Origin of the sequence: Kitasatospora sp. NPDC048298 (assembly GCF_043201465.1) — a bacterium.
In the GTDB taxonomy this organism is placed as follows: Bacteria; Actinomycetota; Actinomycetes; order Streptomycetales; family Streptomycetaceae; genus Kitasatospora.
Genome location: NZ_JBICYZ010000014.1, coordinates 126,167 through 149,784, shown reverse-complemented (window position 1 = coordinate 149,784; position 23,618 = coordinate 126,167). Strand labels below are relative to the sequence as shown.

Genomic DNA, 23,618 nt, shown 5'->3' with positions numbered 1-23,618 from the left:
GGGCCTGTGTCGTCGGCGCGGGTTCGGTCTCGGTCTCGGCCGCGGGTTCGGTCTCCGGTTCGGGTTCGGGTTCGGAGTCGAGTTCGGCCGCGGTGATCGTGACCAGGTGGCCGACGGTGGTGCCGAGCGCGCGGTGGGCGCCGCCCGGGGTGGAGTCGAGCGGGATCCAGACCGTGCGGTCCGGGATCGAGTCGGTGACCTCCAGCGGCAGGGACAGCGATCCGGCCGGGCCGGTCAGCCGCAGCGCGGCGGCCGCCTCGGCGCCGACCTCCTTGGCCGTCTCCGCCGAGATCCGGACCACCGCCCGGTGCCGGGTGCCCGCCAGGTGCGGGTCCCCCTGCTGCAGCACGCCGTTGTCCAGCAGCAGTCGCCAACCCGCCAGCACCGCCTGGCCGGCGGCCGGCCGGGGCAGCACGCCCGGGTGCGCCGCCGGGTCGGCCGCGCGACCGCCCTCCCAGGGGGTGAAACGGTCCAGCTCCAGCCGGGCCGCCCGGACGTCCGGCAGGCCCAGCCGGTGGCCCAGGGCGTCGGCCAGCATGCTCAGCACCCGCAGATCCGACTGGAGGTGCCGGCCCATCTGCTGGTCCGGCTTGAGCGCGGACTCGAACATCCGCACCCGGCCCTCCCAGTCCAGGAAGGTGCCGGCCTTCTCCGCCACCGCCGCCACCGGCAGCACCACGTCGGCGCGCGCCGTCACCGCCGAGGGCCGCAGCTCCAGCGACACCAGGAACGGCACCGCCGCCAACGCCTCGTCGGCCAGCGCCGGATCCGGCAGGTCGTCCGGGTCCACCCCGCCGACCACCAACGCCTCCAACTCGCCGGCCACGGCCGCCGCCAGGATCCCGTCGGTATCCCGGCCCGGCCGGGACGGCGGCTCGGCCCCGCCCCACACCGCGGCCGCCTCCGCCCGGGCCGCCGCGTCCGCCACCGGACGGCCGCCGGGCAGCAGGCCCGGCAGCGCACCCGCCTCGACGGCCCCGCGCTCACCGGCCCGGCGCGGCACCCAGGCGAGCTTCGCGCCGGTCGCGTGCGCCAGCCTCAGCACCGCGGTCAGCGCTCCCGGGACGGCGGCCAGCCGCTCGCCCGCCAGGATCACCGCACCCGGGGTGCGCAGCAGTTCGGCCGCCCGGCCCGCCTCGTCGTTCAGCGGCTCGTCCGCCGCCAGCGCCGCGAACCACTCCGGCTCGGTGCCGGGGGCCGCCGGCAGCAGCGCGCCGCGCAGCTTGGCCAGACCCCGGGAGCCGAACGCGGCCACCGAGAACACCTTCAGGCCCGTCGCCCGGGTCGCCTTGCGCAGCCGCAGGAAGACGATCGGCGACTCCTCCTCCGGCTCGAAACCCGCCAGCAGCACCGCCGGCGCCCGGTCGAGGTCCTCGTAGGCCGGCCCGGTGCCGTCCAGGTCGACGCCCCGCCCGGCCACCGCGGCGGCCAGGAACTCCGCCTCCTCACCGCTGTGCGGGCGGGCCCGGAAGTCCACGTCGTTGGTGCCCAGGGCCACCCGCGCGAACTTCCCGTACGCGTAGGCGTCCTCGACCGTCACCCGGCCGCCGGCCAGCACCCCGGCCCGGACCCCGCGCAGCCCCTCGGCCGCCCGGGCCAGCGCCTCCGGCCAGGAGGCCGGCACCAGTTCGCCGTCCACCCGCACCAGCGGGGTGGTCAGCCGGTCGCGCTGCTGGGCGTAGCGGAAGGCGAAGCGGCCCTTGTCGCAGTTCCACTCCTCGTTCACCGCCGGGTCCTCGCCCGCCAGCCGGCGCAGCACCTTGCCGCGCCGGTGGTCGGTGCGCTGCGCGCAGCCCGAGGCGCAGTGCTCGCACACGCTCGGTGAGGAGACCAGGTCGAAGGGGCGCGAGCGGAACCGGTACGCCGCCGAGGTCAGCGCGCCCACCGGGCAGATCTGGATGGTGTTCCCGGAGAAGTACGACTCGAAGTCGTCGCCCTCGCCGGTGCCGACCTGCTGCAGCGCCCCGCGCTCCACCAGGTCGATGAACGGGTCCCCGGCGATCTGCTGCGAGAAGCGGGTGCAGCGCGCGCACAGCACGCAGCGCTCGCGGTCCAGCAGCACCTGGCTGCTGATCGGCACCGGCTTCTCGTAGGTGCGCTTCATCCCCTCGAAGCGGGAGTCGGCGGCGCCGCTGGTCATCGCCTGGTTCTGCAGCGGGCACTCGCCGCCCTTGTCGCAGACCGGGCAGTCCAGGGGGTGGTTGATCAGCAGCAGCTCCATCACGCCGCGCTGGGCCTTCTCGGCCACCGGCGAGCTGAGCTGGGTGCGCACCACCATGCCCTCGGCCACCGGGATGGTGCAGGAGGCGACCGGCTTGCGCTGGCCCTCGATCTCGACGATGCACTGGCGGCAGGCACCGGCCGGGTCGAGCAGCGGGTGGTCGCAGAAGCGCGGGATCTGGGTGCCGATGGTCTCGGCGGCCCGGATCACCAACATTCCCTTGGGGACCCGCACTTCGACGCCGTCGATGGTGAGCGTGACCAGTTCGACCGCGGTCTCGGAGGCGGTTGGCTCTGTGATCGTCACGCGTGCACCTCCCTTTCGGTGGCGGACTGGTGGCCGGGGCGGGGGCCGTCGGCCCAGACGGTGGAGGCGGCCGGGTCGAACGGGCAGCGGCGCTCGGCCAGGTGCTGCTCGTACTCGGCCCGGAAGTGCTGGAGCGAGGAGACGATCGGGCTGGCCGCGCCGTCGCCCAGCGCGCAGAAGGACTTGCCGTTGATGTTGTCGGCGATGTCGAGGAGCTTCTCCAGGTCCCCGTCGACGCCCTCGCCCGCCTCGATCCGCTTGAGCAGCTGGACCAGCCAGTAGGTGCCCTCGCGGCAGGGGGTGCACTTGCCGCAGGACTCGTGGGCGTAGAACTCCGTCCAGCGGGTGACCGCCCGCACCACGCAGGTGGTCTCGTCGAAGACCTGGAGCGCCTTGGTGCCGAGCATCGAGCCGGCCGCGCCGACGCCCTCGTAGTCCAGCGGGACGTCGAGGTGCTCGTCGGTGAACATCGGGGTGGAGGAGCCGCCCGGGGTCCAGAACTTCAGCCGGTGCCCGGCGCGGATGCCGCCGCTGAGGTCGAGCAGCTGGCGCAGCGTGATGCCGAGCGGGGCCTCGTACTGGCCGGGGTTGGTGACGTGGCCGGAGAGCGAGTAGAGCGTGAAGCCGGGGGACTTCTCGGTGCCCAGCGCCTTGAACCACTCCTTGCCGCGGGACAGGATCGGCGGCACCGAGGCGATCGACTCGACGTTGTTGACCACCGTCGGGCAGGCGTACAGGCCGGCGATCGCCGGGAACGGGGGCCGCAGCCTGGGCTGGCCGCGGCGGCCCTCCAGGGAGTCCAGCAGCGCCGTCTCCTCACCGCAGATGTAGGCGCCGGCGCCGGCGTGCACGGTGATGTCGAGGTCGGTGCCGGAGCCGAGGATGTTCCGGCCCAGCAGCCCCGCCCCGTACGCCTCGGCGACGGCCGCGTGCAGCCGGCGCAGCACCGGGACGACCTCGCCGCGCAGGTAGATGAAGGCGTGGTCGCAGCGGATCGCGTAGGAGGCGATGATCATGCCCTCGATCAGCGCGTGCGGGTTGGCGAACAGCAGCGGGATGTCCTTGCAGGTGCCCGGCTCGGACTCGTCGGCGTTGACCACCAGGTAGTGCGGCTTGCCGTCGTTCTGCGGGATGAACTGCCACTTCATGCCGGTGGGGAAGCCGGCGCCGCCGCGGCCGCGCAGGCCGGCGTCCTTGACCAGGGCGATCACGTCGTCCGGCGGCATGGCGAGGGCCGCCTTGAGGCCCTCGTAGCCGTGGTGGCGGCGGTAGGTGTCGAGCGTCCAGGGGCGGCTGTCGTCCCAGGAGTCGGACAGGACCGGGGTGAGCAGCTTCTCGGCCGGCTCGGCGGAGGTCATCACGCCTCGCTCCCTTCCTGGCCGTTGGTCGGCTGGCCGCTGCCCGGTTGGCCGTTGGCGGGCTGACCGTCGGCGGGCTGGCCGTTGCCCGGTTGACCGTTGGCGGGCCGGCCGTTGGCTGCCCGGCGGGGGGACTCGGGGCGGGGGGAGACCACCTTGGTGCCGGGGGTGCCGGGCAGGGCCTCGCCGCGGGCCAGCCGCAGGCCGGCCAGGGAGGGCGCGCCGCCGGCGCCGGACTCGTCGTTGGCGCCCGGGCGCTCGTCGGGGAAGCCGGCCAGGATCCGGGCGGTCTCCTTGAAGCCGCACAGCCTGGCGCCGCGGGTGGGCCTGACCTCGCGGCCGGCGCGCAGGTCGTCGACCAGCTGCCGGGCGCTCTCCGGCGTCTGGTTGTCGAAGAACTCCCAGTTGACCATCACCACGGGCGCGTAGTCGCAGGCCGCGTTGCACTCGATGTGCTCGATCGAGAGCTCGCCGTCCTCGGTGGTCTCGTTGTTGCGGATGCCCAGGTGCTCCTGGAGCTCGGCGAAGATCTGGTCGCCGCCGAGCACCGCGCACAGGGTGTTGGTGCAGACCCCCACGTGGTACTTCCCGGCCGGGCGGCGCCGGTACATGGTGTAGAAGGTCGCGACCGCGGTGACCTCGGCGGTGGTGAGGTCCAGCTGCTCGGCGCAGAAGCGGATCCCGGTCGGGCTGACGAAGCCCTCCTCGGCCTGCACCAGGTGCAGCAGCGGCAGCAGCGCCGAACGGGGCTGCGGGTAGCGGGCGATCAGCTCGGCGGCGTCGGCGGCCAGCCGGGCGTGCACCTCCTCGGGGTACGGTGCGGCCGGCAGCGCCGGCAGTCCCAGTTCGACGTTGGTCACCGGTCCACGCCTCCCATCACCGGGTCGATCCCGGCCACCGCGACGATCACGTCGGCCACCTGGCCGCCCTCGCACATCGCCGCCATCGTCTGCAGATTGGTGAACGACGGATCCCGGAAGTGGACCCGGTACGGGCGCGTCCCGCCGTCGCTGACCACGTGCACGCCCAGCTCGCCCTTGGGCGACTCGACCGCCGCGTACGCCTGGCCGACCGGGACCCGGAAGCCCTCGGTGACCAGCTTGAAGTGGTGGATCAGGGCCTCCATCGAGGTGCCCATGATCTTGCGGATGTGGTCGAGGGAGTTGCCCATCCCGTCCGGGCCGACGGCCAGTTGGGCCGGCCAGGCGATCTTCTTGTCGGCCACCATGACCGGGCCCGGCCGCAGCCGGTCCAGGCACTGCTCGACGATCCGCAGCGACTGCTTCATCTCCTCCAGGCGGATCAGGAAGCGACCGTAGGAGTCGGCGCTGTCGGCGATCGCGACCTCGAAGTCGTAGTCCTCGTAACCGCAGTACGGGTCGGTCTTGCGCAGGTCGTGCGGCAGGCCGGTGGCGCGCAGGATCGGGCCGGTGGCGCCGAGGGCCAGGCAGCCCGGCAGGTCCAGGAAGCCGACGTCGACCAGGCGGGCCTTGAACACCGGGTTGCCGGTGGCGAGCTTGTCGTACTCGTGCATCCGGGAGCGGAAGACCTTGACCGCCTCGCGGATCTGGTCGACGGCGCCGGGCGGCAGGTCCTGGGCGAGGCCGCCGGGGCGCACGTACGCGTGGTTCATGCGCAGGCCGGTGACCAGCTCGAAGACGTCCAGGATCAGCTCGCGGTCCCGGAAGCCGTAGATCATCAGCGTGGTGGAGCCGATCTCCATGCCGCCGGTGGCCAGGCAGACCAGGTGCGAGGCGATCCGGTTGAGCTCCATCATCATCACCCGGATGACGCTGGCGCGGTCCGGGACGTCGCCGGTGATGCCGAGCAGCTTCTCGACCGCCAGGCAGTAGGCGGTCTCGTTGAACAGCGGGGTCAGGTAGTCCATACGGGTCACGAAGGTGGTGCCCTGGACCCAGCTGCGGAACTCCATGTTCTTCTCGATGCCGGTGTGGAGGTAGCCGATGCCGCAGCGGGCCTCCTTCACCGTCTCGCCGTCGATCTCCAGGATCAGCCGCAGCACGCCGTGGGTGGACGGGTGCTGGGGGCCCATGTTGACGATGATGCGCTCGTCGTCGGCCCGGCCGACCGCCTCGACCACCTCGCCCCAGTCGCCGCCGGTGACGGTGAAGACCCGGCCCTCGGTGGTCTCGCGGGCGTCCGCTTCCTCGGTCTCTCCAAAGTGCTGGGTGTTCATCAGCTGTACGACCTCCGCTGGTCGGGAGCCGGGATCTGGGCGCCCTTGTACTCGACGGGGATGCCGCCGAGCGGGTAGTCCTTGCGCTGCGGGTGGCCCAGCCAGTCGTCCGGCATCATGATCCGGGTGAGCGCCGGGTGGCCCTCGAAGACCAGGCCGAAGAAGTCGTAGGCCTCGCGCTCGTGCCAGTCGTTGGTCGGGTAGACACTCACCACGGAGGGGATGCGCGGGTCGGCGTCCGGCGCGGTGACCTCCAACCGGATCAGCCGGCCGTGGGTGATCGAGCGCAGGTGGTAGACCGCGTGCAGCTCGCGCCCCTTGTCGCCGGGGTAGTGAACGCCGCTCACTCCCAGGCACAGTTCGAAGCGCAGCGCCGGGTCGTCGCGCAGGATCCGGACCGTCCTCAACAGGTGGTCGCGGTCGACGTGGAAGGTGATCTCGCCGCGGTCGACCACGGTCTTCCCGATCACCTCGACCGGGTCCAGGCCCTGCTCCTCCAGGGCGCCCTCCAGCTCGTCGGCCACCTCGTCGAACCAGCCGCCGTACGGGCGTTCGCTCGGACCGGGCAGCACGATCGGGGCGGCCAGGCCGCCGAAGCCGGAGGTGTCGCCGCTGTCCTTGGCGCCGAACATGCCCTGGCGGCGGCCGACCACCTCGACCGGGATCTCGCGGACCGGCTGCTCGCGGCGGGTCTCGGGTACCTGGTCGTTCATCGCAGCTGCCCCCGCATCTCGCTGATCGGGGTGGCCTTCAGGGCGAGCGCCTCACCGAGCTCCTCGGCCCGGCGCTTGTTCACGCCCAGCGGCTCGTGCTGGATCTTGTCGTGCAGCTTCAGGATCGCGTCCATCAGCATCTCCGGACGGGGCGGACAGCCGGGCAGGTAGATGTCCACCGGGACGATGTGGTCGACGCCCTGGACGATCGCGTAGTTGTTGAACATCCCACCGGACGAGGCGCAGACGCCCATCGAGATGACCCACTTGGGATTGGGCATCTGGTCGTACACCTGGCGCAGCACCGGGGCCATCTTCTGGCTCACCCGGCCCGCCACGATCATCAGGTCGGCCTGCCGGGGGGAGCCCCGGAAGACCTCCATGCCGAACCGGGCCAGGTCGTAGCGGCCCGCCCCGGTGGTCATCATCTCGATCGCGCAGCAGGCCAGACCGAAGGTGGCCGGGAAGAGTGACGCCTTGCGCACCCAGCCGGCGGCCGTCTCCACGGTCGTGAGCAGAAAGCCGCTCGGCAGCTTCTCCTCGATTCCCATCAGATCCCTCTCAATGCCCTCAAGTCCTCTGATACGTGGGCCGGTTCTGGCTTGTCCGCTCGTTCACAAGCGGGCGCGCAGCCGGCGGACGGGTGGAGTTGCCACCCCGCGCTCGGACCGCCCCGCGCTCAGTCCCACTCCAGGCCGCCGCGCCGCCACACGTAGGCGTACGCGACGAAGACGGTGGCGATGAACAGGAGCATCTCGACCAGCCCGAAGATCCCCAGGGCGTCGAAGGTCACCGCCCAGGGGTAGAGGAAGACGATCTCGATATCGAAGACGATGAAGAGCATCGCCGTCAGGTAGTACTTGATCGGGAACCGACCGCCGCCCACGGGCTGCGGGGTCGGCTCGATGCCGCACTCGTACGCCTCCAACTTGGCCCGGTTGTAGCGCTTGGGGCCGGTGAGTGAGGCCATCACGACGGAGCCGACCGCGAACGCCGCCGCGATGGCACCGAGTACGAGGATCGGCGCGTAGGCATTCATAGCCCCCGCTCCCTCCGTCCAGTCGTCCTTGACTGCAGATCGGAACCGGCGGGTCACGCTGAGGTGAACCCGCGTTCCGGTTCCCGAGATCCACCTCATGTGAGGCAGTTCACAAAGCCTGGAACGAGCGCATCCTATGCCCGTCGGCTTGTGATCTGCGACACGCAGTTCACCGTCTTCTTTGTGATCTACGACACCATGCGAATGGGGTCGAATGCGAACATGCCCAAATTTGTCGACGCAAAGCAGTCGAATGATCACAAGCTGTCGCATTTGCTCGTGAAGCGGCTGGTCAGGGGCGTGTTCCTATATCAACTATGCGTCGCTTGGAGCAAATTTCCGGGCGTCATGTTGACGTGTTATAGCGGCTCACTCGCAGGGGTGGCGGGGGGCCGAACGCTCGCTTGACCCTTCGTTCACAAGCGCTCGAGGCGGTCTTCGGCGGTGCACCGGTGCTGGTCGCAGTGGGCCAGGCGCCGGGTGCCCGGGGCCGCGCTCCGGGCCAGGGGTCGGTTGCCCGGGGCCACGCTCCGGGCCGGGGCCGGGTGCCCGGGGCCGCGCTCCGGGCCAGGGGTCGGTCGGTTACTGGTGGCCGGCCGTCTGCTCCCAGATCCAGGCCGCGATGCCCACCCGGTTACGGGCTCCGATCTTGCGCTGGACGTTGGCGAGGTGGTTCTTCACCGTTCCAGGTGAGATGAACAGCCCGGCGCCGATCTCGGCGTTGGTCGCGCCGTCTGCCACCAGCTCGGCGATCTCCCTTTCTCTCGCGGTCAGTTCCTCCGTCGGCCCGGCTGTCGGTTGCACCGCAGCGGCAGCCGACGTGACGCCCGGCCCGGGCTTCGGCTCCATGCCGGGGATGGCCATGTGGCGCAGGAGCCGTACGGTGATCTGCGGGCTGATCAACGCGTCCCCGGCCATCGCCGCCCGAACCGCCTCGATCAGCAGCACCGGCCCCGAGCGCTTCAGCAGGAACCCCGCCGCTCCGTGCCGCAGTGCCGTGTGCACGTACTCGTCCAGGTCGAAGGTGGTCACCACGATCACCTTGCACTGGTCGGCCAACTGGCGTGTGACCTCCAGCCCGTCGAGCTTCGGCATCCGGATGTCCGCGAGCACCACATCCGGCCGCAGCCGCCTTGCCTCCTGCACGGCTGCGGCACCGTCCGCCGCCTCCGCCACCACCACCATGTCCGGCTGGACGTCCAGGATCATCCGGAACGCACTGCGAATGTCCGCCTGGTCGTCCGCGATCAGGACCCGAATCGGCCCTTTGCCACTACCCATCCCCGTACCTCCCCGTCACCGATCCCGCCGGCGATCCGCCGGCGGCCGCTACGATCCCGCCGGCCCCGCGCCTGCCTCCTCCAACGGCAGCACCGCCCTCACCCGCCAGGCCTCCCGCTCGTACGGGCCGGCCTCCAGCGAACCGCCGAGGGCCTCCACCCGGGCCGCCAGCCCCGGCAGTCCGCTGCCGCCGCCCCGGCGAGACCGCCCCGCCGGGCCCGGTGCCCGACCGTCGTTGGTCACCGTCAGCTCCAGCCGGCCGCCGCAGCGGCGGGCCCGGATCTCGACCACGCGCGCGGCCGGAGCATGCCGCCGGACATTGGTCAGGGACTCGACCACGATCCGGTGGACGGTGCCCTCCACCTCGCGTGGAACCGACTCCTCCGGCAGCTCCAACCGGACTTCGGCGCCGCCGGTCGCGGTGAACCGCTCGGCCACCCCGAGGAGTTCGGCGAGCCCGGGCTGCGGGCCGCGGCCGCCGCCCTCCTCGCTGCGCAGCAGTTGCACGGTCCGGTCCAGCGAGGCCAGCGCCCGCTGCCCGGCCTGCTCTATTCGCTGGAACATCTCGGCCGCCCGGGCCGGATCGATCCCCGCCAGATAGGCCCCCGCCTGGGCCTGGGCGACCATGCCGCTGACGTCGTGCGCCACGAAGTCGTGCAGGTCGTGGGCCAGTTCGAGTCGCTGTGCCCGCCTGGCCTCGGCCACCGCCTTCCTGCGCCCCTCGTCCAGGCCCCGCAGGTAGAGCCCGACCAGCACGGCCGGCAGGGAGAGCATCGACCCGAACCCGAAGAGCGTGAGCGTGTCCGCGGGCCCCTCGACGAACGCGAACCGGGACGGCCAGAGGGCGACCGCTCCGCATGCCGTCCAGGCCGCCGCCGCACACCGCGGGCCGTCCTCGGCGCGCAGGCTGACGACCACGGCCAGCAGCAGGACGGCCAGCTCGGCCAGGCCCGCCAGCCCGGCCCAGCGCTGCCCCTCCGCCCAGCGGCCAAGGAGCCAGACGGCGACCGTGACCACGACCGACGCCGCCCCGAGCGCCAGCGTCACGGCCACCGGCCCGTACCGCCGCCGCGCCGCCCAGGCCGGCGGCACCAGGACCAGGACGATCCCGGACAGGATCTGAGTCATCGTCACCACCTCTCCCCGACTCTTCGACTGCCGTCACACTACGACGCCACCCAGGCGGCGCGCCTGTGCCGATCGGCATATTTCAAAGGCTGGTTGAGCAGGAGGAACAGCCCGATCGGCATCTGCCGCGAACCCCCGCCGGGCCTCCAGTCTTGAGTCATCGCACCGGCCACGGAGGCCGGAGCCGAGAGGAGGCCACCACCGTGTCGAAGCTCGTGATCAATGCCCGCGCCACCACCCACCGGGCCGGCGCCACCGCCCCGGACGTCCCGCCCGCGCCGCGCTGGGCCCGGCTCGCCGCCAAGGCCGCCGTCCTCACCACCGTCCCCTCGGGGCTGTGGCGGATCGCCTTCGGGTTCGGCGCCCCGCTCGGCTTCACCGGCGCGACGGCCGCGGCCTACGCCGAACACCAGCCGGGCTGGGGCACGGTCTACTGCGTGGCCCTGAGCGCCCTGGCCGAGTCGCTGGCCTTCCTGACGCTGGGCCTGGTCCGGCCCTGGGGGCTGGTGGCGCCCCGGTGGCTCCCGCTGATAGGCGGCCGCCGGGTCCGGCCGCTCGCCGCGATCGTCCCGGCGCTGCTGGGCTCGGTGGTGCTCACGTTCCTCGGCATGGAGGGGCTGTTCGGCGGCTGGGCCCACAACCTGGCCGACCCCGACTCGCCGCAGGGCTTCGCCGCCGCCGTAATGACGCTCGCCTACCTGCCCCTGGTCGCCTGGGGCCCGCTGCTCTGCGCGGTCACGCTCGACTACGCCCGCCGGACACTGCGGCGGCGCCGGTGACGAGGGCGGCCGGTCACACCGGAGTCGGCTCCGGGCTCGGCCCCGTCGCATCGGTCTCGTTCGGGCCCTCGCCCCCGGCCGGGCCGGGCACGGGTTCGGGCGCGGGCGCGGGCGCGGGCGCGGTGCGTCGGCCCCACTCGGTCGCGACCAGCACCAGGACCCCGCCGAGCAGGGCGAGCGGGCCCATCCGGTTCCCGGCCACGGTGATGCCGAAGACGGCGGCCCACAGCGGCTCGGTGCCGAGCAGCAGGCTGACGCGGGAGGGCGAGGTGGCCCGCACCGCCCACATCTGGACGAAGAAGGCGAACAGGGTGCAGAACAAGGACAGATGCAGCAGCCAGGCCCACTGGTCGGCCCCGTACGAGCGCGCGACCGTCCAGGGGGCGGGCCCCGCCAGGAGCGCGACGACGGCGAACACCCCGGTGGCCACGGCGAGTTGGACCCAGGTGATGGCGAGCATGTCGGTGTCGCGGACGGCCCGGGTGCGGGCCATCGCGAGGACGTACGCGGTCCGGACGAGGGCGGCGCCCAGCACCAGCAGGTCACCGAGCGCGGGAGGGCGCAGCCCGCCGTCGCCGGTGAGCAGGGCGACGCCGAGGACGGCCAGTCCGGCGGCCACGAGGAAGGCCTTCGGTGGCGCGGTCCGGCCGAGGGCGCTCTCGCCGAGCGGGGTCAGCACCATCGCGAGGCTGATGATCAGCCCGGCGTTGGTCGCGGAGGTGTGCACGGCTCCGTAGGTCTCCAACAGGAAGATCCCGCTGAGCACCAGCCCCAGCGCGGCGCCGCCGAACCACTCGGCGCGGCTCAGCCTCCGCAGGGCGCGCCAGGCGACGGCCCCGAGCAGTGGCAGCACCAGCCCGAACCGCAGCACGAGCATCGCCACGACCGTCCCCGGCTCGGCCACCCGCTGGACGGCGAGGAAGCTCGACCCCCACACCACGGCCACGAGCAGGACCGGAAGATCACGAAGGACCGACGAGGACGACCTCTTGGGCAGGTCGGACAAGGAGGCTGGCATGCGAAAGAACCCTCCGAACGGACGGAACCGGCAGGCGCGAGTACCGTACGGCGTCGGACGGACCCAGGAGCCGGGCGAAAGGCCCGGCGGTGGACGGGGTGGAGCACGGAGCAAGGGTGCGCCATCTTCGCGCACCGGGCCGCCGGTGATCAATGCCCTGCGGGGGCGCGGGTGGATCAGACGGCGAGCAGACCGTTCGCCGCGGCGATCGCCTCGATGTCGGCCGGGGTGCCGGACATGATCGCGCGGACGTGTTCGGTGACCAGCTCGGTCGGCCAGTCCCACCAGGCCGCACGGAGAAGGCGCGCGGTGTCGGCCTCGTCGAAGCGGCGGCGGATCGGGCGGGCCGGATTGCCGCCGACGACGGTGTACGGCTCGACGTCGGAGGTGACCATCGCTCCGGCCGCGATGATCGCGCCGTCGCCGATCCGGACGCCGGGCAGGACGGTGGCCCCGTGGCCGAACCAGACGTCGTTGCCGATCACGGTGTCGCCCCGGCTGGGCAGGCCCGCGACGATGTCGAGGGTCCGCTCCGTCCAGCTGCCGCCGAACATGGTGAAGGGGAAGGTGGAGACTCCGACGGTCGGATGAGCGGCGCCGGCCATCAGGAACCGGGTGCCGGTGGCGATCGCGCAGTACTTGCCGATCACCAGCCGCTCGGGGCCGTACGCGTAGAGAACATTGCGCTCCTCGAAGCGGGTGGCTCCATCGGGGTCGTCGAAGTAGGTGTACTCGCCGACCTCGATCCGCGGGTCGGTGACGAGCGGGCGCAGCAGGACGACCCGGTCGTGACCGGCGAGCGGGTGGAGGGCGGTGGGGTCGGGAATGGCGGTGGCGGACACGCAGGCTCCTCTCGTAATGCGACACAAGTCGCATTACGATAAGCATCGCATGGCCTCCACCCCACGACAAGCTTTAACGCGACTGGAGTCGACTTTGACTGAAGCAGCCCACCCCGAGCCGGAGCCCCGCACCCCCACCCCGCGCCCCGGCGGCCGCAGCGCCCGGGTCCGGGCGGAGGTGGTTGCCGCCACGCTCGCCGAGGTGACGGCCAAGGGGTACGACGGCCTCACCGTCGAGGCGGTCGCCACCCGCTCCGGCATCCACAAGGCGACCCTCTACCGGCGCTGGGGCGGGGTCGACGGCCTGGTTGCCGACGCCCTGACCGCCTCCGCCGATCAACCCTGGCCCCTGCCCGACGCCGGAGACCTCCAGGAGGACCTCCGGCGGATCACCCAGGAGGTGTTCAGCGTCTTCACCGACCCGGAGCTCGGCCCCACGCCCACCGCGCTGATCTCCGCGGCCCAGCGCTCGGACGTCGGCGCGGCTGCCCTGCGCGCCTTCTTCGCGGCCCGCCACCGCCAGGCCGCCGAGGTGGCCGAACAGGCCGTCGCCCGGGGCGAACTGCCCGCCGGAACGGATGGCGCCGAGGTGGTCCGGGCCGCCACCGCACCGCTCTACTACCGGCTGTTCGTCTCCGGCGAGCCGCTCGACGCCCGCACCGCCGAGCGGGCCGCCGACGCCGCCGCCCTGGCCGCCCGCGCCGGACTCTTCGCACCCACCACGACCGCCCCGGAGGTGAACTGACGAGCACTCACGTTTCTGTCGCCCGGGGAGCCACGGCCGCCCCACCCCCTACCGCATCCCCGCCCGGCCGTGGATGATGCACCCATGACAACCCCGCCGTCCACCACCCCCCGGAAGGCCCGTCACGTGAACCGCAAGCGCTGGGCGCTGGTCGCCGCCGCCACCGTCCTCCCGCTCGTGGCGAGCACCGGCACCGCCATCGCGGACGCCCCCGTGGCCGCCGCCCCCGCCGCGGGCTGCACCTACACACCGGCCGTCCCGGCGGACAACTTCAAGGGCATCCCGGTGTTCGACGCCAAGAAGGCGGCGAAGCCCTACCGCGCGACACTGCGGACCACCCAGGGCCAGATCACCTTCGAGGCCCTGACGGACAAGGCGCCCTGCACCACCTTCTCGTTCCGGTTCCTCGCCGAGCACGACTACTTCGACCGCAGCCACTGCCACCGCCTCACCACCCAGCGGATCTACGTCCTCCAGTGCGGCGACCCGACCGGCACCGGCAGCGGCGGTCCTGGCTACTCGTTCCCGGACGAGAACCTGACCGGCGCCACCTACCCGGCCGGCACCGTGGCCATGGCCAACGCCGGCCCGAACACCAACGGCAGCCAGTTCTTCTTCGTCTGGAAGGACACCAAGCTCTCCCCCGCCTACACCCCGTTCGGCCGGATCACCGCCGGCCTGGACGTCCTCCAGAAGATCGCCGCCGGCGGCGAGGACGACCAGAACAACCCGGGCGACGGCTTCCCCAACCTCCCCGTGAACATCCGCAACGTGAAGATCAGCACCCACTGATCGGCACCCGCCACCCGTCCTACCGCCCGCCCATGTCCGCCCGCCCCCGCTCCCGTACGGTGGCAGCACCAACGACACCGCATGGGAGCAGGAGCAGCGCCGCATGGACAGCCGGATCTGGGAGAGCGTCGACCACCTGGTCGCATGGCTGGACGAGCAGGGCACGCAGTCGCCCCAGGAAGAACGGCTGCTGCGGATCCTCAAGCTCTCCGAGGAGATCGGCGAGGTCAGCGCGGCGGTGATCGGCGCCACCGGTCAGAACCCGCGCAAGGGCGTCACCCACACCTGGGAGGACGTCCAGCACGAACTCTGCGACGTCGTCTTCTCCGCCCTCGTCGCCCTCCGGACCCTCACCCCCGACGCGGCCCGGGTCTTCGCCGAACGCCTCGCCTACGTCGAACAGCGCTCCGCCGCCTCCCGCCGAACGACGGACGCCGCCCCAGCCCCGGCAGAGACGCCCGAAGAGACGTAGCCGACCGCTCCGTCCGGGGCCGAGCGTCTCCGCGGCAGGAGCCAGGCCTCCGGTCGGAGCGCGGTGAGGAGGCTGCCGCGGTGGGCTTCGGCGACACGGTCCACGGGATGCCGGTCCCGAGCCGAACGTCCGGGGCAAACGTCCGGGCGAACGCCCGAACCGAACGCCCGGGACGAACGCCCCGGGCCCCGGGTCAGGCGTTCGGCGCGACCCTGGCGAGGCCGTTGATCACGCGGTCCATCGCGTCGCCGCCCTGCGGGTCGGTGAGGTTGGCGAGCAGCTTGAGGGTGAAGCGCATCAGCATCGGGTGGGTGAGGCCGCGCTGGGTGGCGATCTGCATCACCTTGGGGTTGCCGATGAGCTTCACGAAGGCCCGGCCCAGCGTGTAGTAGCCGCCGTACACGTCCTTGAGGATGCGCGGGTAGGCCTGGAGGGCGCGCTCGCGGCCACCGTCGGTGACCCGGGCGAGGGCCTGCACGATGACCCCGGCGGCGATCTGGCCGGATTCCATCGCGTAGGCGATGCCCTCGCCGTTGAACGGGTTGACCATGCCGCCCGCGTCGCCGACGAGCAGCAGGCCGCGGGTGTAGTGCGGCTGCCGGTTGAAGGCCATCGGCAGCGCGGCGCCGCGGATCGGCTCGGTCATGTTCTCGGGGGTGTAGCCCCACTCCTCCGGCATGCTTGCGCACCAGGCCTTGAGCACCTCGCGCCAGTCCAGCTCGCCGAACGCCGGCGAGGAGTTGAGGATGCCGAGGCCGACGTTGGAGGTGCCGTCGCCCATGCCGAAGACCCAGCCGTACCCGGGCAGCAGCTTGCGGTCACCGTCGCGGGTGTCCCACAGCTCCAGCCAGGACTCCAGGTAGTCGTCGTCGTGGCGCGGCGAGGTGAAGTAGGTGCGGTAGGCGACGCCCATCGGGCGGTCCTCGCGCCGGTGCAGGCCCATGGCGAGCGAGAGCCGGGTGGAGTTGCCGTCGGCGGCGACCACCAGCGGGGCCCGGAAGGTGACCGGCCGCTTCTCGTCGCCGAGCTTGGCGGTGACGCCGACGATCCGGCCGGTGCGCTCGTCCAGGACCGGGCCGCTGACGTTGCAGCGCTCGTAGAGCCGCGCGCCGGCCTTCTCGGCCTGACGGGCCAGCAACTCGTCGAAGTCGGCGCGCTTGCGGACCAGGCCGTAGTCGGGGAAGGAGGACAGCTCGGGCCAGTCCAGCTCCAGCCGGACGCCGCCGCCGATGATGCGCAGGCCCTTGTTGTGCAGCCAGCCGTTCTCGGTGGAGACGTCGATGCCCATGTCCACCAGCTGCTTGGTGGCACGCGGGGTCAGGCCGTCGCCGCACACCTTCTCGCGCGGGAAGGCGGTCTTCTCCAGCAGCAGCACGTCCAGCCCGGCCTGGGCCAGGTAGTAGGCGGTAGTGGAGCCGGCCGGGCCCGCGCCGACCACGATGACGTCGGCCGTGCTCTCCACGGGGCTGTCCGGCTTCGTCAGATCGGCTGCGGTCTCGGACACGTGGACACACTCCTGGAACTGCGGCTGGGGGACGGCGGCTTTGCCTCCGGCAGTCTAGTTCCGCTCACGCCACCGACTGCGCCCCCGCCCCCGACCACCAGCCGCGAACCAGCCCCGACCACCAGCCGCGAACCGGCCCCGCCCCCGAGCGAGGTGGCCGCCGCGTCCGTCACGTCCGCCGCGTCCACCGCCCGGCTACGCGATCTTGTACGCCCGGTGCAGCGCGACGATCCCGCCGGTCAGGTTCCGCCAGGCGACCTTCGACCAGCCGTTGTCCTGGAGCCTGGCGGCCAGGCCCGGCTGGTCCGGCCAGGCCCGGATGGACTCGGCGAGGTAGACGTACGCGTCCGGGTTGCTGCTGACGGCGGTGGCCACCGGCGGCAGCGCGCGCATCAGGTACTCGGTGTAGACCGTCCGGAACGGCGTCCAGGTCGGGGTGGAGAACTCGCAGATCACCAGCTTGCCGCCGGGCTTGGTGACCCGCAGCATCTCGCGCAGCCCCGCGTCGGTGTCCTGGACGTTGCGCAGCGCGAAGGAGATCGTCACCGAGTCGAAGGTGTCGTCCGCGAACGGCAGCCGGGTGGCGTCGCCGGCGGTGAGCGCCAGCTCGGGGTGGCGGTGCTTGCCCTCGGCGAGCATGCCGACCGAGAAGTCGCAGGGGACGACCTTCGCGCCGGCCTCGACGAAGGGCAGCGAGGAGGTGCCGGTGCCGGCCCCGAGGTCGAGCACGATGTCGCCCGGTCCGGCGTCCACCGCCTCGGCCACCGCCCGGCGCCAGGCGCGGGCCTGGCCCAGGGAGAGCACGTCGTTGGTGCGGTCGTACTTGGCCGCGACGTCGTCGAACATGGCGGCGACTTCGTGCGGCTGCTTGTCCAGAGAGGCTCGGGTCACGCCCCCCATTGTTCACCCTCGCACGGACACCCCGACCAAGGGGGCACGCCGACCCTCGGGGCGCACCTGGAGCACCACCCGCCGGGCCACGCCCACGGGCCCGTCAGCGCCGAGCTCTCCGCCCGTCAACACTGAGCCCTCCGCCCGTCAGCGCCGAGCCCGCCGCCCGTCAGTGCTGAGCGCGCCGCCCGCCCGCGCGGCGCCGCCGGCGGGACCGCTTGCCATGCGTTATCGCGGGCATCCCGTCCGCCAGCGCCCCGGTCGCCAGGGCGAGGTTGGCGGCCAGCTTCCCCTTCCCGCTGCGGACCGCGAGGGCCTTGTGGTGCCGCCGGATGCGCAGCACGCAGATCAGGAAGAGCACGACTCCCACCGGCACGCTGAACCGGGCCAGGCCCACGCCGACCGGCTGCGGGTAGGTGTCGCCGCAGATCCGGACCGCGCCCGGGTCGTCGGCGGCGTGTTCCAGGCAGACCTTGTCGCCGAGCCTGATGCCGTCCGAGAGCGGAAGCGCGGCCGCGGTGTGCGGTTCGCCGCCGGCCCGGTAGCTGACGGCGCTGTAGGTGCCGCCGCCGGTCGGGAGCTGGGTGACGACCCCCTCGACTCTCACCGGGTGCGCCTCGATCCGGTCGGCCTGGTCGGCCTGACGCCAACCCAGCAGGCACATGCCGACGGCCAGCACGGCGCTGAGCACGGCGGCGAGGTACCAACCACGGCCCAACCGCGGGATGCGCGGCGGGGGAACGGTCGCGGGTCGCATGGTTCCTGTCCTGGCTTGCCGTCGGGGCCGGGGACACGGCCCCGCCGCCCGCGGGCGCGGGCAGTGGTGTGGTGAGGGTACGGAGTGAGCTGTCCGGGATCGTATCCGCTGGCGGGCCCTCAGGTCACGATGAAAGGGCAATCACTCTCCGCAACCGGCACCGGAGTTCGGGTGCACACGAAGGAAGTCCCGTACACCACAAGGGATTCCGGCTACTGGCGGGTACGTCGCGCCCGCCGTGACGGTCGTCTCACCGCCGGCGGTACACCAACCGCCCGCCCAGAACCGTGGCCAGGCACCCGCCCGCCGCCGGTTCGACGGCCGCGGCACCCGCGGCACCCGCGAGGCCCACGGCACCCCCGACACCCGCGACCGCGAACACCGCGAAGTCCGCCCGCCCCCCGGCCGCCACCCGCCCGTACACGGCCTGCGCCAACGGCAGCACCGCCAGCGGATCCAGCGGCCCCACGCCCCCACCCGAGGAGCCGGAAGAGCCGGAAGAGCCAGAGGAGCCGGAGGAGCCAGAACCGGAAGATCCGGAGCCAGGCAGCCCCACCACCCCCGACCGCGCCACCGCCGTCCGCACCGAGGCCCGCTCGAAGGGCCCGGCCACCGCCGTCACCCCGTACCCGAGCATCCGCTGCAGCCCCCGCCGCGCGCTGGCCCCGCAGCGCGTCTCGTCCGTGGATCCGGCCAGCCCGTCGGCGACCGGTTCGAGGCCGACCTCCTCCCGTGGATCCGGGTGGTACGCCCGTTCCAGCAGCCAGTGCCCGTACGGATTGCGCAGCCCGGGGGCGAGCACGGCCGCTCCCCAGTCCCGCACCCGCGCGCCCGGGTGCGCGGCCGCCAGCGCCTCGTACGGCCCGACCGCCTCCACCAGCTCGCCACGCACCACCACCGCCCCGTCGGCGATGGACGGGGCGGTGGGATCGGCCGGGTCGGGCAGCAGGAACGCCGCCCGGTGCAGGGTCAGCATGACGGGGTCAGCGCACCGTGGGGAGAGGGGTCAGTTGTCCAGGATCTTCAGCTCGGGGTGCGCGGTGCCGCCCTCGATCGCCGTGGAGGCGATGTGCGAGGCGACCCGCGGGTCGACCGGGTCGTTGGCCGGGTCGTCCAGCACGCGCAGGTGCTCGTAGGTGGTCGAGCGCTGCGCCGGGACGCGGTCGGCGGCCCGGATGAGGTGGATCAGCTCGGTGAGGTTGGAGCGGTGCTTGGCGCCCGCCGCCGAGACGACGTTCTCCTCCAGCATCACGGACCCGAGGTCGTCCGCACCGTAGTGCAGCGACAGCTGGCCGGCCTCCTTGCCGGTGGTGAGCCAGGAGCCCTGGATGTGGGCGACGTTGTCGAGGAACAGGCGGGCGATCGCGATCATCCGCAGGTACTCGAAGACGGTGGCCTGGGTCGAGCCCTTCAGGTGGTTGTTCTGCGGCTGGTAGGTGTACGGGATGAAGGCCCGGAAGCCGCCGGTGCGGTCCTGCACGTCGCGGATCATCCGCAGGTGCTCGATCCGCTCGGCGTTGGTCTCGCCGGTGCCCATCAGCATGGTGGAGGTGGACTCCACGCCGAGGCCGTGGGCGATCTCCATGATCTCCAGCCAGCGCTCGCCGGATTCCTTCAGCGGGGCGATCGCCTTGCGCGGCCGCTCCGGCAGCAGTTCGGCGCCGGCGCCGGCGAAGGAGTCCAGGCCCGCCTTGTGGATCCGGGTGATGGCCTCCTCGACGGAGACGCCCGAGATCCGCGCCATGTGCTCGACCTCGGAGGCACCCAGCGAGTGGATCACCAGCTGCGGGAAGTCGGCCTTGATCGCCGAGAACGCGCGCTCGTAGTACTCCACGCCGTAGTCCGGGTGGTGGCCGCCCTGGAACATGATCTGGGTGCCGCCCAGCTCGACCGTCTCGGCGCAGCGGCGCAGGATCTCGTCGAGCTCGCGGGACCAGCCCTTGTCACTCTTCGGCGGCACGTAGAAGGCGCAGAACTTGCACGCCGTCACGCAGACGTTGGTGTAGTTGATGTTGCGCTCGATGATGTACGTCGCGATGTGCTCGGTACCCGCGTAGCGACGGCGGCGCACCGCGTCGGCGGCGGAGCCGAGCGCGTGCAGCGGCGCCGAGCGGTAGAGCTCCAGCGCCTCCTCCGGGGTGATCCGGCCGCCGGCGGCGGCCCGGTCGAGCACGGCCTTCAGGTCGGTGCTGGACGCATCGAGGGTGGTCGCTGCGAGCTCGGTCACCTGGCGGCCTTCTCTCTCTCAAGTGCTACTGGGGTACGGCCGAACCAGCCTACGCCAGCACATTCGGCCGCCCACCTCCGCTGTCACCCCCGGCGACGACGCCGGTCACCCCACCAGCAGGGCCCGTCGCCCCGCGGCAACGCCCGTCACCCCGTCGGCAGGACCGGTCACCCCACCGGCAGGGCCGCCGGCTCCAGCAGCCGCACCGCGACGTCCGGGGCGAACCCGCTGTCGTGCGCGACCCGCCGGGCGAACTCGGAGACGCCGGCCAGCTGCCGCTCGCCGAGCGAGAAGTCGAGCGCCTCGCTGAAGTACCGCTCCAGCACGTCAGCCCCGAAGGACTCCCAGCGGGCGGCCTGCTCGGCCACCTTGGTGGCCTCGACCAACGACAGGTCGCGGGACTCCAGGAAGGCCCGGTGCACCGCGGCGGTCAGTTCCGGGGCGCGCTCGGCGAACTCGCGCCGCACCGCCCAGACCGCGAAGACGAACGGCAGGCCGGTCCACTCCTTCCACATCTCGCCGAGGTCGTGGACGGTCAGCCCGAGGTCGGCGGCCTGTCCGAGGTAGGCGCGCAGGGCCGGGTCGCCGATCAGGACGGCGGCGTCGGCCTCGGCGAGCATCGCGCTGAGGTCCGGCGGGCAGCTGAAGTAGTCCGGGCGCACGCCCTCGCGCTCCTCCAGGAGCAGCCGGGCGAGCCGCACGGAGGTGCGGCTGGTGGAGCCGAGGGCGACCCTGCGGCCGTCGAGGTCGGCGAGCGGCACCTTGCTCACGATCAGGCAGGACATCACCGGGCCGTCGCTGCCGACCGCGATGTCCGGCAGGACCAGCAGGTCGTCCGCGTTGCGCAGGTACTCCACGCAGGTGATGGGGCCGATGTCGAGGGCGCCGCCGACGAGCTGGTCGCTCAGCTTCTCGGGGGTGTCCTTGGTGAGGTCCAGGTCGAGCAGGTTGCCGGTCCTGGCGAGCCCCCAGTAGAGGGGTACGCAGTTCAGGAACTGGATGTGGCCGACCCTGGGCCTGACCGGGGTGTCCGGGGTGTTCTGTCGGGGCTCCCGCGTCCGCGCGTCCGGGGTTCGTGCTTCCGGTGCTGCCACTGCGCCGCTCCCTTGCTGTTCGTACCTCCCCGCAGCGTATGCCTGCTGTTCGCGGCGGCCCGCACCGGCCACCCGACACGCCCTCACGCGCCTCCGGCACGCCTTTCCGCGACCGCTCCCGCCCTTACGACACGCGCCTTCCACGCCGCAAGTGACCTCTGGTCGTCACAGCGGCCGCATGCTAGCGTTGCCCTCAGTTGCAGTTTGATTCCCCTTGCAGTACTTGAAGCCTGCGGAGCATGTAACCGCAGGCTTTTTGTAGTTTTTCAGCAATATCGAAAAATTTCGGACACGTCCGGAGGCAGGGCGATCAGCGCAGCGGACCGGGTGTCACACGGTGTGGCCCCCGACACGCATCGCAAGGAGAACGGCATGGCTCAGGGAACCGTCAAGTGGTTCAACGCTGAGAAGGGCTTCGGCTTCATCGCCCAGGAGGGCGGCGGCCCCGACGTCTTCGTTCACTACTCCGCCATCAACGCGAACGGCTTCCGCTCGCTGGAGGAGAACCAGCAGGTCACCTTCGACGTCACCCAGGGCCCGAAGGGCCCGCAGGCGGAGAACGTCAGCGCTGTCTGACCATCCTCTGATGATCTGATCGCTCGGGACCCGAACGGGTCCGTCGGCGGCTCCCGACAGCCGCCACCGTGAGCACAAGAGCAGTACCCAAGGGGGCCCGCCCATCCGGCGGGCCCCCTGCCTTTTCGAAAGCCGCGAACCGGACGGAAGTTCGGGTGCGGAACGAAGGAATGCGGAAAGGGCCCTCTCCCGTCACCGGGAGAGGGCCCTTTCCGTCGCGGATCGAACGCCCCCTCTGACGTCCGATCGGACATCCGACCTCCGGCCGAGCGGCCGGGCCGGAAGGCCGGACGGGCCTCAGGCCGCGACCGGGGCCGCCTCGCCCTGACCTGCGGCGACGGCCGGCTTCGCGTCCTCCTCGTACAGGTCCCCGGAGGGGTTGTTGTACGCGGCGACGTCCAGGATCCGCTCCCGGGCGGCGACCACGATCGGCACGACGACCTGGCCGGCGACGTTGGTCGCGGTGCGCATCATGTCCAGGATCGGGTCGATGGCGAGCAGCAGGCCGACGCCCTCCAGCGGCAGGCCCAGGGTGGACAGGGTCAGCGTCAGCATGATGATCGCGCCGGTGAGGCCCGCGGTGGCGGCCGAGCCGACCACCGAGACGAAGGCGATCAGGATGTAGTCCTTGATGCCCAGCTCGACGTTGAAGACCTGGGCGACGAAGATCGCGGCGACGGCCGGGTAGATCGAGGCGCAGCCGTCCATCTTGGTGGTGGCGCCGAACGGCACCGAGAAGGACGCGTACTCGCTCGGGACGCCGAGGCGCTCGGTGACGCGGCGGGTGACCGGCAGGGTGCCGACCGAGGAGCGGGAGACGAAGGCCAGCTGGATCGCGGGCCAGGCGCCCTTGAAGAAGTGCACCGGGTTGAGCCCGGCGGCGAAGCGCAGCACCAGCGAGTAGACGACGAACAGCACCAGGGCGCAGCCGAGGTAGATGTCCAGGGTCAGCGTGGCGAAGGGCTTCAGCAGGTCCCAGCCGTACTTCGCGACGGACTTGCCGATCAGGCCGAGGGTGCCGAGCGGGGAGAGCCGGATGACCCACCACAGCGCGGTCTGGGTCAGCTCCAGCACGGACTCGCTGAGCTTGAGGACCGGCTCGGCCTTGGCGCCGAGCTTGATGATCGCCGCGCCGACCACGACCGCCAGGAAGACGATCTGGAGGACGTTCACCTTGGCGAAGGAGTCGACGATGTTGGTCGGGAAGATCCCGGTCAGGAAGTCGACCCAGGTGCCCTTGGAGTCGAGCGCCTTGAGGCCCTCGGTCTTCAGGTTGGTGCCCTCGCCCGGGTTGGTCAGCAGGCCCAGGCCGATGCCGATGCCGACCGCGATCAGCGAGGTGATCATGAACCAGAGCAGCGTACGGGTGGCCAGGCGGGCCGCGTTGGTCACGTTGCGCAGGTTGGCGACGCTCACCACGATCGCGGTGAACACCAGCGGCGGGACGGCCAGCTTGAGCAGCTGGACGAAGATCTTGCCGATGGTCTCCAGGGTGGTGGCCAGCCAGGAGATGTCGGCGGCGCGGGCCAGGTAGCCGAGGCCGACGCCGAGCACGAGGCCGGCGACGATCTGCACCCAGAAGGGCGTCTTGCGGATGCGGGCGAGCACGGACGGCGACGTGGTCGCCTCGGGCGCTGTGGACATGGGGGAGCGTCTCCGGGGAGGGCGTTGCTGACGG

The 23,618-nt window shown here is 72.1% G+C and carries 22 protein-coding genes and 1 pseudogene; 5 read left to right on the top strand and 18 right to left on the bottom strand.

Going from position 1 to position 23,618, the window contains the following annotated elements:
- Positions 1-49 precede the first annotated feature (49 nt).
- The 9 genes and pseudogenes from ACGF0D_RS14470 to ACGF0D_RS14430 form a co-directional block, all read right to left on the bottom strand.
- A pseudogene (locus tag ACGF0D_RS14470) lies at positions 50-2,527 on the bottom strand (NADH-quinone oxidoreductase subunit G); the annotation flags it as partial.
- Positions 2,524-3,885 carry an NADH-quinone oxidoreductase subunit NuoF gene (nuoF, locus tag ACGF0D_RS14465; protein WP_392915981.1) on the bottom strand — a complete coding sequence of 454 codons (1,362 nt, stop codon included), beginning with the start codon at positions 3,883-3,885 and terminating at the stop codon, positions 2,524-2,526. The gene nuoF and the pseudogene ACGF0D_RS14470, both read right to left, overlap by 4 nt.
- Positions 3,885-4,745, bottom strand: a complete 861-nt coding sequence (nuoE, locus tag ACGF0D_RS14460; protein ID WP_392915978.1) for an NADH-quinone oxidoreductase subunit NuoE — start codon at positions 4,743-4,745, stop codon at positions 3,885-3,887. The genes nuoF and nuoE overlap by 1 nt, the downstream gene beginning before the upstream one ends.
- Positions 4,742-6,082, bottom strand: a complete 1,341-nt coding sequence (locus ACGF0D_RS14455) for an NADH-quinone oxidoreductase subunit D (RefSeq protein ID WP_392882290.1) — start codon at positions 6,080-6,082, stop codon at positions 4,742-4,744. The genes nuoE and ACGF0D_RS14455 overlap by 4 nt, the downstream gene beginning before the upstream one ends.
- A complete protein-coding gene (locus ACGF0D_RS14450) occupies positions 6,082-6,795 on the bottom strand; it encodes an NADH-quinone oxidoreductase subunit C (RefSeq protein ID WP_392882293.1) in 714 nt (237 codons plus the stop codon). The genes ACGF0D_RS14455 and ACGF0D_RS14450 overlap by 1 nt, the downstream gene beginning before the upstream one ends.
- Positions 6,792-7,346 (bottom strand): NADH-quinone oxidoreductase subunit B family protein, encoded by a 555-nt coding sequence (locus ACGF0D_RS14445; protein WP_355265622.1) that lies wholly within the window; start codon positions 7,344-7,346, stop codon positions 6,792-6,794. Before ACGF0D_RS14445 ends, ACGF0D_RS14450 begins: the two co-directional genes overlap by 4 nt.
- Before the next feature lie 128 nt (positions 7,347-7,474).
- A complete protein-coding gene (locus ACGF0D_RS14440) occupies positions 7,475-7,834 on the bottom strand; it encodes an NADH-quinone oxidoreductase subunit A (protein ID WP_030060100.1) in 360 nt (119 codons plus the stop codon).
- A gap of 582 nt (positions 7,835-8,416) precedes the next feature.
- Positions 8,417-9,115: a response regulator gene (locus ACGF0D_RS14435; protein WP_392915975.1), complete on the bottom strand. Its 699-nt coding sequence runs from the start codon at positions 9,113-9,115 to the stop codon at positions 8,417-8,419.
- A 48-nt stretch (positions 9,116-9,163) separates the two neighbouring features.
- A complete protein-coding gene (locus ACGF0D_RS14430) occupies positions 9,164-10,243 on the bottom strand; it encodes a sensor histidine kinase (RefSeq protein ID WP_392915972.1) in 1,080 nt (359 codons plus the stop codon).
- 203 nt (positions 10,244-10,446) lie between these two features.
- Here ACGF0D_RS14430 and ACGF0D_RS14425 point away from each other — a divergent pair, with 203 nt between their 5' ends.
- On the top strand, positions 10,447-11,022 hold the full coding sequence (locus ACGF0D_RS14425; protein WP_392915969.1) for a hypothetical protein: 576 nt from the start codon (positions 10,447-10,449) through the stop codon (positions 11,020-11,022).
- 13 nt (positions 11,023-11,035) lie between these two features.
- Here ACGF0D_RS14425 and ACGF0D_RS14420 read toward each other — a convergent pair whose 3' ends face one another.
- Positions 11,036-12,040: a DMT family transporter gene (locus ACGF0D_RS14420; protein WP_392915967.1), complete on the bottom strand. Its 1,005-nt coding sequence runs from the start codon at positions 12,038-12,040 to the stop codon at positions 11,036-11,038.
- 176 nt (positions 12,041-12,216) lie between these two features.
- Positions 12,217-12,882, bottom strand: coding sequence for a CatB-related O-acetyltransferase (locus tag ACGF0D_RS14415; RefSeq protein ID WP_392915964.1), 666 nt, complete (start codon positions 12,880-12,882; stop codon positions 12,217-12,219).
- 94 nt (positions 12,883-12,976) lie between these two features.
- Between ACGF0D_RS14415 and ACGF0D_RS14410 the strand changes: the two genes are divergently transcribed.
- From ACGF0D_RS14410 to ACGF0D_RS14400, 3 genes are all read left to right on the top strand, one after another.
- On the top strand, positions 12,977-13,627 hold the full coding sequence (locus ACGF0D_RS14410) for a TetR/AcrR family transcriptional regulator (protein WP_392915961.1): 651 nt from the start codon (positions 12,977-12,979) through the stop codon (positions 13,625-13,627).
- Between the two features lie 84 nt (positions 13,628-13,711).
- Complete coding sequence (locus tag ACGF0D_RS14405) at positions 13,712-14,419, top strand: peptidylprolyl isomerase (protein ID WP_392915959.1); 708 nt, start codon at positions 13,712-13,714, stop codon at positions 14,417-14,419.
- Between the two features lie 103 nt (positions 14,420-14,522).
- Positions 14,523-14,891 (top strand): MazG-like family protein, encoded by a 369-nt coding sequence (locus ACGF0D_RS14400; RefSeq protein WP_392915956.1) that lies wholly within the window; start codon positions 14,523-14,525, stop codon positions 14,889-14,891.
- Between the two features lie 193 nt (positions 14,892-15,084).
- Here the strand turns inward: ACGF0D_RS14400 and ACGF0D_RS14395 are convergent, their stop codons facing one another.
- The 6 genes from ACGF0D_RS14395 to ACGF0D_RS14370 all read right to left on the bottom strand — a co-directional run bounded on the left by ACGF0D_RS14395 (position 15,085) and on the right by ACGF0D_RS14370 (position 21,364).
- Positions 15,085-16,395 carry a geranylgeranyl reductase family protein gene (locus ACGF0D_RS14395; RefSeq protein ID WP_392882315.1) on the bottom strand — a complete coding sequence of 437 codons (1,311 nt, stop codon included), beginning with the start codon at positions 16,393-16,395 and terminating at the stop codon, positions 15,085-15,087.
- Between the two features lie 195 nt (positions 16,396-16,590).
- On the bottom strand, positions 16,591-17,286 hold the full coding sequence (locus tag ACGF0D_RS14390) for a demethylmenaquinone methyltransferase (protein ID WP_392882316.1): 696 nt from the start codon (positions 17,284-17,286) through the stop codon (positions 16,591-16,593).
- Between the two features lie 169 nt (positions 17,287-17,455).
- On the bottom strand, positions 17,456-18,043 hold the full coding sequence (locus ACGF0D_RS14385; RefSeq protein WP_392915953.1) for a hypothetical protein: 588 nt from the start codon (positions 18,041-18,043) through the stop codon (positions 17,456-17,458).
- A gap of 250 nt (positions 18,044-18,293) precedes the next feature.
- Entirely contained in the window at positions 18,294-19,019 is a 726-nt protein-coding gene (locus ACGF0D_RS14380) for a hypothetical protein (protein ID WP_392915950.1), read from the bottom strand.
- Between the two features lie 30 nt (positions 19,020-19,049).
- Positions 19,050-20,270 carry a cyclic dehypoxanthinyl futalosine synthase gene (mqnC, locus tag ACGF0D_RS14375; RefSeq protein ID WP_049651178.1) on the bottom strand — a complete coding sequence of 407 codons (1,221 nt, stop codon included), beginning with the start codon at positions 20,268-20,270 and terminating at the stop codon, positions 19,050-19,052.
- Positions 20,271-20,437: 167 nt separating this feature from the next.
- Positions 20,438-21,364 carry a menaquinone biosynthetic enzyme MqnA/MqnD family protein gene (locus ACGF0D_RS14370; protein ID WP_392882321.1) on the bottom strand — a complete coding sequence of 309 codons (927 nt, stop codon included), beginning with the start codon at positions 21,362-21,364 and terminating at the stop codon, positions 20,438-20,440.
- 372 nt (positions 21,365-21,736) lie between these two features.
- Between ACGF0D_RS14370 and ACGF0D_RS14365 the strand changes: the two genes are divergently transcribed.
- Positions 21,737-21,940, top strand: coding sequence for a cold-shock protein (locus tag ACGF0D_RS14365; RefSeq protein ID WP_316526772.1), 204 nt, complete (start codon positions 21,737-21,739; stop codon positions 21,938-21,940).
- Positions 21,941-22,237: 297 nt separating this feature from the next.
- On the opposite strand, the gene ACGF0D_RS14360 is transcribed toward ACGF0D_RS14365, so the two are convergent.
- Positions 22,238-23,584, bottom strand: coding sequence for a dicarboxylate/amino acid:cation symporter (locus ACGF0D_RS14360; RefSeq protein WP_392882324.1), 1,347 nt, complete (start codon positions 23,582-23,584; stop codon positions 22,238-22,240).
- Positions 23,585-23,618: the final 34 nt, after the last annotated feature.